The following is a 15,044-nucleotide window of genomic DNA, read 5'->3' as shown; positions in this document are numbered from 1 at the left end:
GACGTTGAAAGGGGTTCGGCCGGTCAGGCGTGCTGCGCGTGGGCGTCGTGGCTGTGATCGCCGTGCACGAACTGCTGCAGCGACGCGACGCCGCGCTCCTTCGCCTCGAACAGGCTCTCGAGATGCTCGCGCGTGTTGACGAGCCCCTTCGCGCGCACCGTGCCGGTTTCGTCGAGCAGCACGGCGTACGGCAGCTTGCCGATCTGGTAGGCGAGCCCAAGCTCCTGCGACAGCACGTACGGGAAGCGCCCGAGGTCGTGCTTCCGCGCGAAGCGTGTGTGCTCGTCGAGATCGCCGTCGCTCGCGAGCACGATGTTCACCGGCGTCGATTCGCTCGCCTGCAGCGACGGCAACAGCGGCAGCAGCTTCTTGCAGACCGGGCACGTCGGCGACAGGAAAAACAGCAGCGTCGCCTTGCCCGACGCGTCGATGCCGCCGACCTTCACCTGCGCGCCGCGAATGTCGGCCAGCTCGAACATCGGCGCGATCGCGCCGACCGCCGGCCCCTTGTCGATCATCAGCGCGCCGGCCGGCATGATGCGTTCGTACAGGATGCCGATCTGGCGCACGAGCGCGAGACAGATCGCGCCGAGCGCGAGGACGGCGACCCACAACAGGGCGGTGGAAACGGTGAGAGCGGTTTGCATCATGAATTCCTCAGGTGGGAAAGGCGCGGTACGTTGGCGAGCAGCACGTCGACGGTGAGCAGCGCGCAGACGATCAGCAGCACGGAGAAGAACAGCGTCAGGTAGTCGAACCACACGACCGCGCGGGTGCCCGGCTCGACGAGTGCGGTCGCGGCCAGCGCGACGAGCAGCAGCACGCGGCCGACATGCAGCCAGCCGATGCCGCGCGGCGCATCCGTGCGTGCAGCCGTGAAGCCGGAACAGCCGCAGTCGATGTCGGTGTGGCCGCGCAGCAGGTTGATCGCGATGCCGGCGGCGAACACCAGGAGCAACGCGATCAGGCCGAGCGCGCCGGCCGTGCGCGTATCGGGAAACAGCAGCGCCGCGGCGCCGACAGTTTCCGCGAGCGGAATCGCGAACGCGACGGGCGCGGTCAGCGCGTCGGGCAGCAGACGGTAACCGGCGAGCGCCTGGCGAAACGCCGCGGGCCGGCGCATCTTCGCGAAGGCGCCGAGCAACACGGCGGCGGCCGCGCCGGCCTGCGCGCTGGTGGCAAGTACGGGATCGAGGGTCATCGCGGCCTCACGGGTTGACGAGCAGTGACGACGTATTGCCGATCTGCTTCTCGATGTTCTGCAGCCGGCCGGTGCGCGCATCCATCACGACGAGGTCCGACGTCGCCGTCAGCCCGTAGAACAGCGGCTTGTCGTCCTCGCTGACCTGGATCGACACGAGCGGATCGACCTTCTGCTGCGCGAGATCCCAGCGCTCGACGCGCTGCTTCGACTTCAGGTCATACACCCACACCTGCGTGCCGGGATCCTTGTGCGAGCCGTCGACGCCCTTGTGCATCAGCACGTAGTAGCGGTTCTGCTTCGCCTGCACGGCCGTCTGCTGCATGCCGCCCGGACGCCAGCCTTCGGCGCGCTCGGCGTCCGTCAGCAGCGGCCACGGCTTGCCGAACGCCGGCTTGTCGCCGCTGAAATCCGCGCTGCGCACGTTGCCGCCATACGTCGTGAACAGATAGTCGCCGTGATACCGCGATGCGTTCACGAACGCCGGATCCTTGTCGACGTCGATGAACGCATCCGACATCACGCGCTTCGTTTCCTTGCCGTTCGCGTCGAGCGTGACGGTCAGCGCCTTGCCGCTTTCGCACAGCGCGGTGAAGCGGTCATTCCCGGACGGATACGCGAGCACGCACGCGGCCGTGTCGATCTCGGACAGCACCTTCTTCGAGACCGCGTCGATCACCGTCACCGAGGCGGCCGGCGTGATGTTCGCGACGTACAGCCGCTTGCCGTCGGTGCTGAACGCGGTGTTGTACGGCGACGGCACATGCTGCCCGTGCTTCGGCGGGATCACGATCTCGCCCGCGTGATCGAGCGTCGTGTTGTCCGTCATCTCGACGACGTCGGTGCGCGTGCCGTGCGAGCCGCGCGAGAAGTAGGTCGTCGCGACGAAGCTCGTCTTGTGGTCGGGTGAAATCGCGAAGCCGGGGCCGAAGCCGCCGTCGATCTGGCCGAGCAGCTTCTTCGCGTCGGCGTCGTACACGTAGATGCGCCCGTCGGTCATCGACGGCATCGAGATGTCGACGATATAGACCTCGTGCGGATGCCACGGCGGCATCTTCTGCACGATCAGCTCCTCCGGCTTTTCCGTCGCTTGCGCATTGCCGATCCATGCCGCCGCGAACACCAGCGTCGCCGCGAGCGCCGCGGTTCGTCGCCTTGTCCTCATGTCGCCTCCAGTTGGGGATTCACGTGATGTGGGGCGACTGTAGTTCGACAATAAATGCCGTCAGCACCCGGACCGGCAACGCGTGCGTGCCGATTCGGGATATTGGAAATGCACGTGAAAGGCACCTGCGCGCGCGGCTTCCGACCCTCTGACCCATGCGCGCCGAATCGCACTCCTCCTTATTGCGCCGACCGCGCGGTCGGTTTAATCTTGCGCGGTCCTGCTCGACATCCCCGGAGGCGCTGTGTTCGTGTTCCACGAGAAGTTCGACGACGCGGACCGGCATGCCGAGGCGCTGCGCGGCTGGAACCAGCGCTACGACCAGATCGGTTCGGGCGCGTACCGCAGCGCGGTCAAGCACGTCGTGCTCGACGGCATGCAACTGTTTCAGGAAGCCGCGAACGTTCGCATCATCCAGCGCGGCCGGCTCCCGCCCGGCCATACGGTATTCGGCATGCCGCTCACCGGCTCGGGTGCATTCGCATTCGGTGGCGCGCGCATCGAACGCGGCACGATGGTGATGGCGCGCGGCGGCGCGCCGTTCGAACTGCATTCGCCCGACGACATGTCGCTGATCGGCGTCGTCGTCGATGCCGAACTGACGCAGCAGATCGAGGATGCGGCCGATGTGCGGCTCGACGAAGCCACGCTGCGCCGCGGCGTCGTCGACATGCCGACCGCCGTGCTGATGCGCGCGAGCCTGCAGGTCGCGACGCAGCTCGAACGCGTGCTCGCGGCACCCGACGCGTTCGTCGACGCACACGCGCAGTGCGAACTGCGCGGCGACATCGGCAACGTGCTCGTCGATCTCCTCACGTACCGGATGCCCGAACCGCCGAACCGGCTCACGCACGCGTGCCGCGCCGACATCGTGCGCCGCGTGCACGACCACGTGATCGAACACCCCGAGGCGCCCGTCGACATCCTGAGCCTGTGCGCGCAGCTGCGCGTGAGCCGGCGCACGATGCAGAACAGCTTCCAGTCGGTCGTGCAGACCAGCCCGCTGCACTACGTGCGCTCGCTGCGCCTGTCGCAGGTGCGGCGCATGCTGCTTGACACGCGGCAGGCCGACCTGCCGATCAGCGACGCGGCCGCGCGCTGGGGCTTCATCCATCTCGGGCATTTCGCGAACGCGTACAAGGCCCAGTTTGGCGAACTGCCGTCGACCACCGCGCGCCGGTCCGTGCGCGCTGCAAAAACACGCTGAACCCCGCAAAACCCGCGATAATCTCCCGCTGACCGTTCGGCGACTGCGAACCGGCCACGGCGTGTGCCGGGCCGATCGCCGCCCCCCGCGTTGCGTGACGACCACCGGATTCCATCCCCTGCCCCGATGCCCGAGGATTTCCACTTCCTGTTGCTGCCCGGCTTCTCCGCGCTCGGCTTCATGTCCGCGGTCGAACCGCTGCGCGTCGCGAACCGCTTTCGCACCGAGCTTTATCGCTGGCACGTGATCAGCGCCGACGGCGCGCCCGTCGCCGCAAGCAACGGCATTCCGGTCGCCGCCGAAGCCGCGTGCGCGGACGTCGCGCAGGTCGATACGGTGTTCGTCGTCGCGGGTTTCGATCCGCTCGTGTGCTACACGCGCGCGCTCGGCGACTGGCTGCGCCGCCAGCACCGGCACGGCGCGACGCTCGGCGGGATCGACACGGGCAGCTTCGTGCTCGCGGAAGCCGGGCTGTTCGACGCATCGCAGCCGCTCACGCTGCACTGGGAAGCGCTTGCGGCGTTCCGCGAGCGCTATCCCGGCCTGAACGCGACGCAGGAGCTGTTCGAGATCGACGAACGGCGCATCACGTGTGCAGGCGGCACCGCATCGATCGACATGATGCTCGACCTGATCGGGCGCCGGCACGGCGCCGATCTCGCGGCGGCGATCTCCGAACAGTTCGTCGTCAGCCGGATCCGGCAGCGCTCGGACAGCCAGCGGCTCGAGATTGCCGCGCGCTACGGCGTGCACAACCGCAAGCTGATCCAGGTGATCGGCACGATGCAGCGGCACATGGAAAATCCGCTCGGCTCCGATGCGCTCGCGCAGGAGGTATCGATCACGCGGCGCCAGCTCGAACGGCTGTTCAGCGCGACGCTGAACGACACGCCGACGCGCTTCTACCTGAACCTGCGCCTCGATCGTGCCCGCGAGCTGCTGCAGCAGACCGACATGAGCATCACGTCGGTGTGCGTCGCGTGCGGGTTCGAATCGCCGTCCCATTTCTCGCGCACGTATCGCGCGCGCTTCGGCGTAAGCCCGCGCAGCGATCGACGCGCCACACGCTGATCGTCGCGGATTTTAATCACAATCCGGCGCGGTATTACGCGTTCCGGCAGCGTTTCCCGCCGCTCGCTGAACAATGCCGGCAATTGATCGACGGACCGAAGCGATCATCGAAAATAATTTGCAATGTCGCTGAAAATATTCTGTAACATATCCTGAAATTAGATAGGCAGCCTAACGAGACGCGCTCGGGTTCGATGCACATCGAACCGCGCGGGCTGCCCACCGATATCGATTCCGATCCGAGGGGTATGACATGACGATGCTCGATTCGCCGTCGCCGCACCTGCCTGCCGTTCGCTTCTCCGTCACGTTTCCCGCCTATTTCTTTTCGACCTGACATTTAGGTTTCCTAAGTCAGTCGACACCCCAACACCGCTTCGTCGCGCCGGTTCCATCGAACCGGCGCGCGGGCCGTGTCGTGCCTGCGCGCCACGAGCGCGCGGGCGTGTCCAACCGTTGAGATGAGGATCACGTATGCAGACATCACGCAAAGCATTGCCGCTCGCCCTGGGTCTCGCGCTCGGTTTCGGCATCGTCGGCGGTACCTCGGCCGATACAAAAGTCTCGAACCCGCAAGCAACGAGCCTGCGCGAAAGCCTCACGCGCGGCGTCGCGCCGCCGGCCGCGAAAGCCGATACGGCCGGCGGGCAGTTCCGTGCGGACGGCGTCGCCGTCACGCTGTACAACCCCGCGTATCGCGTGAAGAAGGCCGCCACGACGCCCGCCGCCACCGCGCGCGACTTCGTCGCGTCGCAAGCCACGCAGCTCGGGCTCGACCCGGCCGCACTCGCGAGCCTCGTCGTCACGTCGGAGCGCAACGACGCCGACTTCACCGTCGTGCGCCTGCAGCAGCAGGCAGCCGGGCTGCCCGTGTACGGCAGCGACATCGCGGTGACGGTCGCAAAGGACGGCCGCATCCTGTATGTGGCGAGCAACACGATCAACGGCGTGGTCGCGACGTCGCGCAAGTCACAGGCCGTCGACCAGCAACAAGCGCTCGACCGTGCCCGCGCGTATCTCGGCGTGAGCGGCTTCACGAATCTGGATGCGCAGCTCGTCGCCTTTGTCGACAAGACCGGCACGCACACCGCGTGGAAGGTGCGCGGCCGTCCGCAGGACGGCCCGAAGGGCGACTGGGAACTGCTGATCGACTCGGGCAGCGGCGAAGTGCTGCGCGCCGAGGACAAGGCGTTCTACGCCACCGACGGCACCGGCTTCGTGTTCCGGCCCGACCCGCTGTCGTCGACGAAGAGCAGCTACGGCAGCGCGGGCTACAAGGACAACAACGACGCCGATTCGTCGCAGCTCACCGCCGCGCGCGTGCGCGTGACGCTGAAGGATCTCGCACAATCGGGCTCGCGCTATTCGCTGTCGGGCCCGTACGCGGTGTGCGTCGATTTCGATGCGCCGCTCGACAAAGCGTGCCCCGTGCAATCGACGCCCGCGTTCGAGTTCACGCGCGGCAACCTGTATTTCGAGGCCGTGAACGCGTACTACCACATCGACACGTTCCTGCGCTACGTGAACCAGACGCTCGGCATCAAGGCGCTGCCGTACCAGTACACGGGCGGCGTGCAGTACGACCCGCACGGCGAATCGGGCGACGACAACTCGTCGTACTCGTCGAGCAGCGGCCGGCTGACGTTCGGGCAAGGCGGCGTCGACGATGCGGAAGATGCGGACGTCGTGATCCACGAGCTCGGCCACGGCATCCACGACTGGGTGACGAACGGCGGACTGTCGCAGCAGGAAGGGCTATCCGAAGGCACGGGCGACTATCTCGCCGCCGCGTACAGCCGCGACTTCAACCAGTGGAGCCCGTCGGATGCGCAGTACCACTGGGTCTACAACTGGGACGGCCACAACGAGTTCTGGGGCGGCCGCGTGACCAACTGGAACGTCGGGCGCACCTATGCGCAGGCGCGCGGCGCGGAGATCCACACGGCCGGCCAGTACTGGGCCTCGTGCAACCTCGTCGCGCGCGACGCGATCGGCGCGCAGGCGATGGACAAGGCGTTCCTGAAGGGGCTGTCGATGACGAACAGCTCGACCAACCAGAAGGCCGCCGCGCAGGCCGTGCTGACGGCCGCTTCCGCACTCGGCTACAGCAACGCGCAGCTCACCGCGATCGGCAATGCGTACAACAAGAGCTGCACGTACGGCGTGACCGTGCCGCAGAAATCGTAATCCCGCAGCAGGCGGGGGCGCATCGCACGACCTGCGGCACGCCCTCTTCCTCGACATCGCTACCCTCACGAGATCGAACATGCCTACTCTGAAATTGACCCGCCTGAGTGCCGCGCTGGGCGGCATGCTGCTGACCGCCGCCGCGCACGCGACGCCCGTGTGGATCACGCTCGGCGACGCGTCGTTCCGCCAGCTTCAACGCATCGATGCGAGCGCAACCGCGCAATACAGCACGACCGTCGACGCCGGCAAGACGGCCGACGGCACCACGCGCCGCGAAACCGTTCACGTCGTCGAGGTCGACGACGCGCGGCTCGGCGAACTGGCCCATGCGGTCCACCATACGCGCGGCCACGGGCCCGGTTACGTCGTGCACGATTCGTTCGACGAAGCACGCCAGGCGCTGCAGCCGTTGCCCGCCACGCTCGCGAAGCAGGCGGCCGCACCCGTGTTCAAGGTATCGAATGCACCGCAGATCAGCACCTGGATCCAGCAACTGCAGGCCAGCAACATCGTCGGCACGATCACGTCGCTGTCGAGCTTCACGAACCGCTACTACACGACATCGCACGGCGTCGCCGCATCGGACTGGCTCGCGCTGCAGTGGAAGCAACTCGCGGGTTCGCGTGCCGACATCACCGTCGAGCAATTCGCGCACACGGGCTTTCCGCAGAAGTCCGTGATCCTGACGATCCGCGGCAGCGATCCCGCCGCGGGCACCGTCGTGCTGGGCGGCCACCTCGATTCGACCGTCGGCCGCACGACGGAAAACACGCGCTCGCCCGGCGCGGACGACGATGCGTCGGGTATCGCGAGTCTCACCGAGGCGCTGCGCGTGCTGCTCGCGAACAACTACCGGCCGAAGCGAACGATCAAGGTCATCGGGTATGCGGCCGAGGAAGCCGGGTTGCTCGGCTCGAAGGCGATCGCGAAACAGTTCCGCGCGCAGAATGCGAACGTGGTCGGCGTGTTGCAGCTCGACATGACGAACTACAAGGGCGATCCGAAGGACATTTACCTGATCACCGACTACACGAATGCGGCGCAGAACACCTACCTGACGAATCTGGCGAAGACTTACCTGCCGGAACTCGCGATCGGCACGTCGCAGTGCGGGTATGCGTGCTCGGATCACGCGTCGTGGAATGCGCAGGGTTATCCGGCGTCGTTCCCGTTCGAGGCCGACCAGAATGACAGCCCGTATATCCATACCGTGAACGACACGCTGGAGAACTCGGATCGCCAGGCGAACCATGCGCTGAAGTTCGGCAAGCTGGCGCTGGCCTATGCGGTCGATCTCGGCGGGGATGGCAGTACGGCAGTGAAGCCCTGACGGCGCGCTGACGGATCGTTTGTCGGTCCATCCGTGCGGAAACGAAGGAAGCGTGTGCGCGTCGTTCGCACATGCTTCCTTCCTGACGATTCCGGCCAGCGTCCCGAAGAGACGCATGCGCTAACAACCCTCTCGAAAGCCCTCATGGAACGCCACGTGCAGGGCGATCGACTCGATCGAACCGGGCGCACACGCGCATCCGGATAGAATCGTCACTCGACCACTCCGCTAAACGCCTCCCGCCATGACCGACACCTCCCGCTCCCTCGACGACCTGTCGCCCGCTCGCGTCACGACCGCCTTCGACCTGCCCGGCCATACGACCGTCCGCTCGCTCGGCGTCGCACAGGGCATCATCGTGCGCTCGCGTTCGATCGTCGGCTCGTTCGGCGCATCGCTGCAGACGATCTTCGGCGGCAACATCACGCTCTATACGTCGCTGTGCGAGAAGGCTCGCCAGCATGCATTCGACAAGATGCTCGACGATGCGCGCAAGCTCGGCGCGAACGCGATCGTCGCGATGCGCTACGACTCGACCGAGATCGGCGCGGGCGTGACGGAAGTCATCTGCTACGGCACGGCCGTGCGCGTGACGCAGGACGCGTAATGCGTGACGCGCGTCAGACGTCGCGCTCGAGCGATTTCATGTTCGTGAGCTGCGGAAACAACCGCATCCATGCGAGCGCGACGGCGATCGTCGCGGCGCCGCCGACGACGATCGCCGTCGGCGCGCCCCACCATGCGGCCGTCACGCCCGATTCGAATTCGCCGAGCTGATTCGACGTGCCGATGAACAGCGAATTGACCGCGCTCACGCGGCCGAGCATGTCGTCGGGCGTGCGAAGCTGCACGAGCGACAGCCGCACGACGACACTGACCACGTCCGATGCGCCAAGCGCGGCCAGCGCCACGAGCGACAGCGCGAAGTGCCGCGACACCCCGAACACGATCGTCGCGATACCGAACGCGATCACGCCGCCGAACATCGCACGGCCCGGCCGCCCCTTCAGCGGAAAACGCGTGAGCCACAGCGTGCCCGCGAGCGCGCCGACCGCGGGTGCCGCGCGCAGCGCGCCGAGCCCCCACGGGCCGACCTGCAGGATATCGCGCGCGTAGATCGGCAGCAGCGCGGTCGCGCCGCCGAACAGCACCGCGAACAGGTCGAGCGACAGTGCGCCGAGGATCGCCGGTTCGCGCCGGATGAACGCGATCCCGGAAAACACCGAGCGCAACGTGACCGGCTCGCGTGCGGGCGGCGCGCTGCGCAGCGGAATCGTGCCGCTCAGCATCGCCGCGATCGCGAACGCCACGACGCTCGTGCCGAACGCGGCGGGTGCACCGACTCCGTATAGCAAGCCGCCGAACGCGGGCCCGAGGATCTGCGCGGCCTGGTTGGCCGACGTCGACAGCGCGGTTGCGCGCGGCAGGTCGGTGCGCGGCACCACGGCCGGCAGCAGCGACGAAACCGACGGCGACTCGAACGCGCGGGCCGTGCCGACGATCGCCGCGAGCGCATACACGGCCGGCGCGGCCAGCCATCCCTGCACCGCACCGAGCAGGAACACGCCGGCGGCCAGCGCCTCGACGCCCTGGCAGATCGTCGCGATGCGCCGGCGATCGTAGCGGTCGGCCACCTGCCCGACGACGAGCGTCAGCGCGAACATCGGCACGAACTGCGCGAGGCCGACGAGACCGAGCGCAAAGGCGCTGTGCGTGAGCGCATAGACGTACCAGCCGATCGCGACCGACAGGATCTGAAATGCCAGGGACGACATCACGCGCGTGCCCCAGAAGCGCTGGAACGGTGCGTGACGGAACAGGTTCGCGGGTAACGGGGATAAAGGACTGGGGTCGGGCACGGAGTCGGTCATCGAGGTCTCGGCGGTTGGCCCAAGGCTGTCGCTGCCAGGCCAGGCGTCGATGATAAGCCAAACGCGGCCGCGAGCGCGTCATGCACGCGCGACCCCGTCCCTCAGGTCGAATCGACTCGCTGCCGCCGCTTGGGTCAGCAGGACCGTTACCGAGAACGGCGCCGCGACTGCACGCGCCCGCATCGGGCACTCACCTGCGGGCGGGACGCAGATCGCATCCGTACCGCGCCCGCATGTCATCCGGCGACGAGCGCGGACAATGCCTGCACCAGACACCCGTCCGGACGCGCCAGTTCGTCGAGCACCGAAAAATGCGTGCACCCCGCAACGTGGATCAGATCGACGGTCTCGCCGACTGCCCGGCAGGCGGCGGCATAGTCGTCCGAATGGCGCACGAGCTCCGGCAGCTCCGCGCCACCGACCGCGACGACGATCGGCACCCCGCTGCCGACATGCCGCAACGGGCTGAACGCGTCGATCTCATGCTTCGACAGCTTCAGCTTGGCGTCGAGCCAGGACAGGCTGATCGGCTCCAGGTCGACGAGCGCGCTGATCGGCAGCGCGGCCGTGACGGCCCGGTGCGAGCGATGCTGCAAGGTCAGGTGACCGCCTGCCGAGTGGCCGCTCAGCACCAGCGGCTTGCCGGCGATCCGAAGCCGGTCGCGATCGCCGGCGAGATGGTCGAGCAGGCGGCCGATTTCGCCGACGATCTGCGTCATCGACGCATCGGGCGCCAGCGTATATTCGGCCAGCACGACGTTGAACCCCGCAGCAAGCGGCCCGTTCGCGACGTACGCGAAATCCTCTTTCGTACAGTGCTGCCAGTAGCCGCCGTGAATGAACACGAACGTCGGCGCATTCGGCCGCTCGCAGGCGAACCAGTCGTAACGCTCACGCGGTCGATCGCCGTAGCGAAGGTCGCGCCAGCACGACGCCGTGTCGTAAAGCTTCGCGCTGCGCGCCTGGCAATCCGCCAGCACGGCCGGGAAATCCGGTACGGCCTTGGTGTTGTCGTACGCGGCGTCGAGCGCGATGCGATCCATGCCGCGATAAAGGTAGGTCATGCTCATGCTCCGATGAAGGGTGTCCGTCGAGACAGGGGGTCGCCGTGTGGCGCGCGGGCGGACGGCCGTTGCATCGACGCGGGCCGCGCGCCCGCGGATTCACGCATGGCCGTCGACGAGCAGGACCGGCTTCAGCGTCAAGCCGGCTTCGCTGTCCGCCGCCGCCCGGTTGATGTCGGCGAACGGATAGAACGTCACGAGCCGGTCGAACGCGAAGCGGCCCTGCATGTGCAGTTCGACCAGCTCCGGAATGAATTTGCGAGGCACGCTGTCGCCTTCGCAGATGCCCTGGATGCGCTTGCCCGCGATCATCAGGTCGTTGAGGTCGAAGGCGGCTTGCGTGCCCTGCGGCGACGCGCCCACGACACCGAGTACGCCCCGCGGCCCCAGCGCCGCCACGCCTTGCGCGAGAATCGCCGGGCGCCCGGTCGATTCGAGCGCGAAATCGGCGCCGCCGCCGGTGATGTCCCTGACGGCCTCGACCCAACCGGGCTCCCGGCTGTCGATCGCGTGCGTCGCACCGAGCTCACACGCGAGCGCCAGCCGGGTGGGCACGACGTCCACCGCGACGATGGTGCCCGCGCCCGCCAGCCGGGCCGCGAGCACGGCGGATATGCCAACCGCGCCGGCGCCCAGCACCAGAAAGCGGCTGCCCGGCGTCACCTTCAACGAATGAATGACCGCGCCCGCGCCGGTCTGGATTCCGCAGCCGAGCGGCCCCAGCAGGCTCAGCGGAGCTGCCTTCGTCACCTTGATCGCACTGCTTTCGCGGCTCAGCGCGTAGGTCGCGAACGACGACTGCGCGAAGAAGTGATCGTGGAGCAGCGCACCGTCCGGCGTCGTGATCGCGACCTGCCCGTCTTCTCCACTGCCGCCGAAGTTGCGCCTGAAGAAATCCGTGCAGTAGGACGTGTGGCCGGCGCAGCAGGACAGGCAATGCCCGCAATGCCCGTACGTCAGCACCACGTGATCGCCCGGCGACAGCGACCTGACCTCGGGACCGACCGCTTCCACGACGCCGGCGCCTTCGTGCCCGAGCACGGCCGGCAATGGCATCGGGTAATACTGATCGCGAATGATCAGGTCGGTATGGCACATGCCGGCGGCCACGATGCGCACCCGTACTTCGTCGTTCACCGGCGCGCGCAGGCGCGCCGGCTCCAGCGTAAACGGTGCGCCCTTGCTGCGGGTGACGGCTGCAACGATGTCGCGAAACGCGGGCTTGCTCATCGGGAGATCCTCCTGTCGGTTGCCGCCGCACGCGGCGGCGCCTGAACGAATCGCACCCATGTCACGCGGCGGACGACGGTGCAGCCACGCGGTTCCGGATCGTCACGGACTTCACGTGCGAATAGAGATTGAGCGTTTCGCGGCAATGCTCGACTCCGATGCCGCTTTCCTTGATGCCGCCGAACGGCACGCCGCCGGCGAGATTGAAATACTGGTTGATCCACACCGATCCGGCCTCGAGCGCATCGGCCGTGCGCATCGCGTTGTCGAGATCGGACGTGTAGATGCCGGCGGCGAGCCCGTACGGGACGTCGTTCGCTTCCGCCAGCATCCGGTCGACGTCGCTCCAGCGCAGCACGCACAGCACCGGCCCGAAGATTTCCTCCTGCGCGACACGCATGTTGTTGCGCGCCTCCAGCAGCGTCGGCTGGATGAAGTAGCCGGCCTCGCAGCCCGGTACCTTCGCGCGCGCGCCGCCGAACAGCACCTTCGCCCCCTCCTCCTTGCCGATGCCGATGTAATCCAGCACGCGCTCGCCCTGCTTCGCGGAGACGAGACAGCTCAGGTCCACGTCCTTGTCGAGCGGATCGCCGATCCTCATGCGCGCGGCGGCCGCGATCAGCTTGTCGACGAACGGCGCGTAGATGTCGTCGTGCACGAACAGGCGCGTGCCGGCCAGACACGACTGGCCGTTGCAGTACATCGCGGCGAACAGCGCGTCGTCGACGACCGCATCGATGCGCTCCACGTCCGGGAACACGATGTTGGGACTCTTGCCGCCCAGTTCGAGCGACACGGGCACCAGGCGATCCGCGCCCGCGCGGCCGATGAGGCGGCCGACCTCCGGGCTCCCGGTGAAAGCCAGCTTCGCCACGTGCGGATGCGAGGTCAGCGCGGCGCCGACCTCGTCGCCGAAACCCGGTACGACGTTGATGACGCCCGGCGGGAAGATGCCGCCCGCGATCTCCGCGAACGCAAGCGTGGACAACGACGCGTTCTCGTCCGGCTTCAGCACGACGGTGTTGCCCGCCGCGACGGCCGGCGCCACTTTCAACGCGACCATCAGCGCCGGCACGTTCCACGGGATGATCTGGCCAATCACGCCGATCGGCTCGCGCTTCACGACCAGGTAGCCGTCGGGAATCGGCTTCCCGTACCCCTCGTGGGTCAGGATCGCGCCCGCGAAATAGCGGTATTGCGCGATCGCCTTCTCGTGATCGATGCGCGTCTCGGCGATACGTCGCCCGATGTCCCGCGCGTCGAGCTCGGCGAGGCGCGGCAGTGCCTGCTCCAGCGTATCGGCAAGCCGGCTCAGCAGCGCGGCCCGGGTCTCGTACGACGTTGCCTTCCAGGCCGGCAGCGCGCGCCTTGCGGCCTCGACCGCCGCGGCGACGTCGGCCGCGCCGCATCGCGCGATCTCCGCAAGATGCTCGCCGGTGGCCGGGTTGACGGCGGCGAAGGTCGCGCCGCCGCGCGGGCGGACGAACCCGCCGTCGATGTACGCCGTATAATTTCCGCTCATTGAATGCTCCATGGTTCCGTTGCGATCCGCTCAACATCCACACGGCCCCATGATTCCCGGCGCGGGCGCGGGCGACTATCGCTTCGGCGCCACCGGCATCGGAAACGCGCCACTATTCGATGCGGTGTCTCCGCTTCCGCCAGAAGGGACCCCATGAACGATCGCCTTCCCCGGTCCGGCCTGTCGCTGCCGGCGTTCCCGCCACCGCTATCCGACGGCGACATCCCGCGCGGCGCGATGCTGTTCGAATCCGACGATCTGGAAATCGCCCGCCGCGAGATCGGCAAGGTCTATCGTCCGTACGCGTTCAGCGCGGCCCGGCACCGCGCGATGCCCGCCACCATGTTCAAGCTCGACGGCGACAATGTCGCACTGTCGTGGTTCGCGTACGGGACGGAAATCGCAATCCGGCCGGAAGTCTTCGGCGATTTCGTCCTGGTGCTCACGACGCTGGCCGGACATGCGGACATTCGCAGCGGCCGGCTCGCGCACGCCGGCGGGCACGGGTCGACCGTGCTCGTCACCTCGGACGAGCGCGCGCAATTCCGTTACAGCGAGGACAACGTCCAGATGGGCGTGCGCATCGACGCGCAGCGCATCGCCGATCTCTGGCGCCGCGTATCGGGACGCGCGCCGCCGTCCTCACTGCCGTCGTGCACGCTGCTCGACGCGCACCGCAACCGCTGGCTAGCGTCGGTGCAGACGTTGCGGCAATTGCTGGATCCCGGCACGCCGTCCGCGCTGAAGGCGATGCAACTGCCGCTGGTGGAAGAGTTGCTGATCATGAGCCTCGTCGGCGAGCAGCTGGCGCGCGCGGCGCCGGCCCGCGACGACGTGGCGCCGGCGTGTGTGAAGCGTGCCGTCGCGTACATCGACGAGCATGCCGGCGAGCCGCTGACGCTATCCGACATCGCGGCCGCCGCGCATTGCAGCGTGCGCACGCTGCAGCGCGCGTTCCGGCAATGGCGCGACACCGGCACGATGCGCTACCTGAAGGAAATCCGCCTGCAGCGCGCCCGGGCGGCGCTGCAGGCGCCGGACGAATCCGCTTCGATCACCGAGATCGCGACACGCTGGGGGTTCGGCCATCTCGGCGAATTCGCCGCGGATTACCGGCACATGTTCGGCGAACGCCCGTCCGATACGCGCACGAAGCGCTGAGCCGTCGCTTCGTCGCGGTCGGCACAACGTTC

Annotated in this window: 13 protein-coding genes; 6 read left to right on the top strand and 7 right to left on the bottom strand. The window is 67.6% G+C overall.

Going from position 1 to position 15,044, the window contains the following annotated elements; all coding sequences use genetic code 11:
• Positions 1–23 precede the first annotated feature (23 nt).
• The 3 genes from mauD to ACN22W_RS17690 are packed head-to-tail and all read right to left on the bottom strand — an operon-like array spanning position 24 to position 2,366.
• Entirely contained in the window at positions 24–650 is a 627-nt protein-coding gene (gene mauD, locus ACN22W_RS17700) for a methylamine dehydrogenase accessory protein MauD (RefSeq protein WP_412023881.1), read from the bottom strand.
• Positions 647–1,201, bottom strand: coding sequence for a MauE/DoxX family redox-associated membrane protein (locus ACN22W_RS17695; RefSeq protein WP_419688744.1), 555 nt, complete (start codon positions 1,199–1,201; stop codon positions 647–649). The genes mauD and ACN22W_RS17695 overlap by 4 nt, the downstream gene beginning before the upstream one ends.
• 7 nt (positions 1,202–1,208) lie before the next feature.
• Entirely contained in the window at positions 1,209–2,366 is a 1,158-nt protein-coding gene (locus ACN22W_RS17690; protein ID WP_419688742.1) for an amine dehydrogenase large subunit, read from the bottom strand.
• 244 nt (positions 2,367–2,610) lie between these two features.
• Here ACN22W_RS17690 and ACN22W_RS17685 point away from each other — a divergent pair, with 244 nt between their 5' ends.
• The 5 genes from ACN22W_RS17685 (at position 2,611) to ACN22W_RS17665 (ending at position 8,771) form a co-directional block, all read left to right on the top strand.
• The gene (locus ACN22W_RS17685) at positions 2,611–3,573 is read left to right on the top strand and encodes a helix-turn-helix domain-containing protein (protein ID WP_419688740.1); all 963 of its coding nucleotides are present in this window, start codon (positions 2,611–2,613) and stop codon (positions 3,571–3,573) included.
• A 126-nt stretch (positions 3,574–3,699) separates the two neighbouring features.
• Positions 3,700–4,644: a GlxA family transcriptional regulator gene (locus tag ACN22W_RS17680; RefSeq protein ID WP_129515624.1), complete on the top strand. Its 945-nt coding sequence runs from the start codon at positions 3,700–3,702 to the stop codon at positions 4,642–4,644.
• Positions 4,645–5,118: 474 nt separating this feature from the next.
• On the top strand, positions 5,119–6,831 hold the full coding sequence (locus ACN22W_RS17675; RefSeq protein WP_419688738.1) for a peptidase: 1,713 nt from the start codon (positions 5,119–5,121) through the stop codon (positions 6,829–6,831).
• Positions 6,832–6,910: 79 nt separating this feature from the next.
• Positions 6,911–8,164: a M20/M25/M40 family metallo-hydrolase gene (locus ACN22W_RS17670; protein WP_419688737.1), complete on the top strand. Its 1,254-nt coding sequence runs from the start codon at positions 6,911–6,913 to the stop codon at positions 8,162–8,164.
• A gap of 244 nt (positions 8,165–8,408) precedes the next feature.
• Positions 8,409–8,771 (top strand): YbjQ family protein, encoded by a 363-nt coding sequence (locus ACN22W_RS17665; protein ID WP_419688735.1) that lies wholly within the window; start codon positions 8,409–8,411, stop codon positions 8,769–8,771.
• A 13-nt stretch (positions 8,772–8,784) separates the two neighbouring features.
• On the opposite strand, the gene ACN22W_RS17660 is transcribed toward ACN22W_RS17665, so the two are convergent.
• From ACN22W_RS17660 to ACN22W_RS17645, 4 genes are all read right to left on the bottom strand, one after another.
• The gene (locus ACN22W_RS17660; protein ID WP_419688733.1) at positions 8,785–10,035 is read right to left on the bottom strand and encodes an MFS transporter; all 1,251 of its coding nucleotides are present in this window, start codon (positions 10,033–10,035) and stop codon (positions 8,785–8,787) included.
• 236 nt (positions 10,036–10,271) lie between these two features.
• Positions 10,272–11,105, bottom strand: coding sequence for an alpha/beta hydrolase (locus ACN22W_RS17655; protein WP_419688732.1), 834 nt, complete (start codon positions 11,103–11,105; stop codon positions 10,272–10,274).
• Positions 11,106–11,198: 93 nt separating this feature from the next.
• Positions 11,199–12,329 carry an NAD(P)-dependent alcohol dehydrogenase gene (locus ACN22W_RS17650; protein WP_419688731.1) on the bottom strand — a complete coding sequence of 377 codons (1,131 nt, stop codon included), beginning with the start codon at positions 12,327–12,329 and terminating at the stop codon, positions 11,199–11,201.
• Between the two features lie 61 nt (positions 12,330–12,390).
• Positions 12,391–13,851 (bottom strand): aldehyde dehydrogenase family protein, encoded by a 1,461-nt coding sequence (locus ACN22W_RS17645; RefSeq protein ID WP_419688729.1) that lies wholly within the window; start codon positions 13,849–13,851, stop codon positions 12,391–12,393.
• 153 nt (positions 13,852–14,004) lie between these two features.
• Here ACN22W_RS17645 and ACN22W_RS17640 point away from each other — a divergent pair, with 153 nt between their 5' ends.
• Complete coding sequence (locus tag ACN22W_RS17640) at positions 14,005–15,012, top strand: AraC family transcriptional regulator (RefSeq protein ID WP_419688727.1); 1,008 nt, start codon at positions 14,005–14,007, stop codon at positions 15,010–15,012.
• The last annotated feature ends 32 nt before the right edge of the window (positions 15,013–15,044 follow it).

It is taken from the genome of Burkholderia theae, from assembly GCF_048565265.1.
GTDB classification, from domain to species: Bacteria; Pseudomonadota; Gammaproteobacteria; order Burkholderiales; family Burkholderiaceae; genus Burkholderia; species Burkholderia theae.
This window is presented reverse-complemented; position numbering and strand designations above follow the sequence as displayed.

Coding starts and splice junctions, on each gene's coding strand:
- mauD (WP_412023881.1), bottom strand. CDS start 650: ATGATGCAAACCGCTCTCACCGTTTCCACCGCCCTGTTGTGGGTCGCC.
- ACN22W_RS17670 (WP_419688737.1), top strand. CDS start 6,911: ATGCCTACTCTGAAATTGACCCGCCTGAGTGCCGCGCTGGGCGGCATG.
- ACN22W_RS17660 (WP_419688733.1), bottom strand. CDS start 10,035: ATGACCGACTCCGTGCCCGACCCCAGTCCTTTATCCCCGTTACCCGCG.
- ACN22W_RS17640 (WP_419688727.1), top strand. CDS start 14,005: ATGAACGATCGCCTTCCCCGGTCCGGCCTGTCGCTGCCGGCGTTCCCG.
- ACN22W_RS17680 (WP_129515624.1), top strand. CDS start 3,700: ATGCCCGAGGATTTCCACTTCCTGTTGCTGCCCGGCTTCTCCGCGCTC.
- ACN22W_RS17690 (WP_419688742.1), bottom strand. CDS start 2,366: ATGAGGACAAGGCGACGAACCGCGGCGCTCGCGGCGACGCTGGTGTTC.
- ACN22W_RS17645 (WP_419688729.1), bottom strand. CDS start 13,851: ATGAGCGGAAATTATACGGCGTACATCGACGGCGGGTTCGTCCGCCCG.
- ACN22W_RS17675 (WP_419688738.1), top strand. CDS start 5,119: ATGCAGACATCACGCAAAGCATTGCCGCTCGCCCTGGGTCTCGCGCTC.
- ACN22W_RS17650 (WP_419688731.1), bottom strand. CDS start 12,329: ATGAGCAAGCCCGCGTTTCGCGACATCGTTGCAGCCGTCACCCGCAGC.
- ACN22W_RS17695 (WP_419688744.1), bottom strand. CDS start 1,201: ATGACCCTCGATCCCGTACTTGCCACCAGCGCGCAGGCCGGCGCGGCC.
- ACN22W_RS17665 (WP_419688735.1), top strand. CDS start 8,409: ATGACCGACACCTCCCGCTCCCTCGACGACCTGTCGCCCGCTCGCGTC.
- ACN22W_RS17655 (WP_419688732.1), bottom strand. CDS start 11,105: ATGAGCATGACCTACCTTTATCGCGGCATGGATCGCATCGCGCTCGAC.